The organism is Citrobacter sp. wls714, from assembly GCF_005281025.1.
GTDB lineage: Bacteria > Pseudomonadota > Gammaproteobacteria > Enterobacterales > Enterobacteriaceae > Citrobacter > Citrobacter werkmanii.
Window position 1 is genome coordinate 1 of the sequence record NZ_SZWZ01000030.1, and the last position, 1,229, is coordinate 1,229.

Below are 1,229 nucleotides of genomic sequence, written 5' to 3' on the forward strand. Positions count from 1 at the left end.
TGAATCGCCACAGATAATCTAGACACTTCCGAGCCGTTGATAATACTGGTTTTCATATTCTGTCGGTGACATCTGATCGCTAGAACCATGCCGACGCTTACTGTTATAAAACATTTCGATGTAATCAAAAATATCACTGCGGGCTTCTTCCCGCGTTCCGTAGATCTTTTTCTTTATCCGTTCGCGTTTCAACAACTGGAAAAAGCTTTCTGCAACCGCATTATCATGGCAGTTACCGCGACGGCTCATGCTGCCCTCCAGGCCGTGTGATTTCAGGAAAGACTGCCACTCATGGCTTGTGTACTGACTGCCCTGATCCGAATGAACCAGCACCTGTTTTTGGGGATTACGCCGCCATACAGCCATCAGCAGTGCGTTCAGGACAATGTCCTTTGTCATCCGGGATTGCATGGACCAGCCGATAATTTTGCGTGAGAACAGATCAACAACCACAGCAAGATACAGCCAGCCTTCGTGGGTCCTGATGTAGGTTATGTCTGTTACCCAACGCTCATCAGGAGCATCCGGATTGAACTGTCGCTGGAGCCTGTTGGGCGACACGATACTGGCCTCGCCTTTACGTGCCCGCGGGCTCCGGTATCCGACCTGAGCCTTTATCCCGACACGTTTCATCAGTCGCCAGACTCTGTTCACTCCGCACTGTTGCCCGCTGTCCCGCAGATCCAGATGGATTTTGCGATAACCATAGACGCATCCCGATTCCAGCCAGAACTGTTTAATCTGTCCTGTCAGTCTCAGGTCTGCCTGATGGCGTTGAGAATGCGGCTGCTGAAGCCAGGCGTAAAAACCACTGGGATGAACATCCAGCACCCGACAGAGCAGGCGAACAGGCCAGCAACAGGTGTTGTCACGGATAAAGGCGTACCTCAGTCGGACAGCTTTGCGAAGTACGCCGCGGCTTTTTTTAATATGTCCCGTTCGTCGGTAACCCGCTTCAGCTCTTTCTGGAGACGACGGATCTCGGCCTGAGCATCTGACTGTTCTTTATTAGTGGAAGAATCCGGACCGTACTTCTTTATCCAGGCGTAAAGGCTGTGGGTGGTGATATCGAGACGTGTTGCCACGCTGGCAACAGAATAACCGCGATCAACAACCTGTTTGACTGCTTCAGTTTTAAACTCTTCGGGATAACGCTTACCGCTCATGGGCACCTCTCTTTAAGCCATCTTAAATGACTCTGAGGTGTCTGTTAAACCCGTGGCGATTCA

1 protein-coding gene is annotated in these 1,229 nt (G+C 51.0%); it reads right to left on the reverse strand.

Features of this window, described 5'->3' with window-relative positions; all coding sequences use genetic code 11:
- Window positions 1–18: 18 nt before the first annotated feature.
- A protein-coding gene (locus FDX11_RS06930; protein ID WP_113772681.1) for an IS3 family transposase occupies window positions 19–1,166 on the reverse strand; the annotation gives its coding sequence in 2 pieces (ribosomal slippage) (window positions 19–929 and window positions 929–1,166; 1,149 coding nt in all).
- Between the last annotated feature and the right edge of the window lie 63 nt (window positions 1,167–1,229).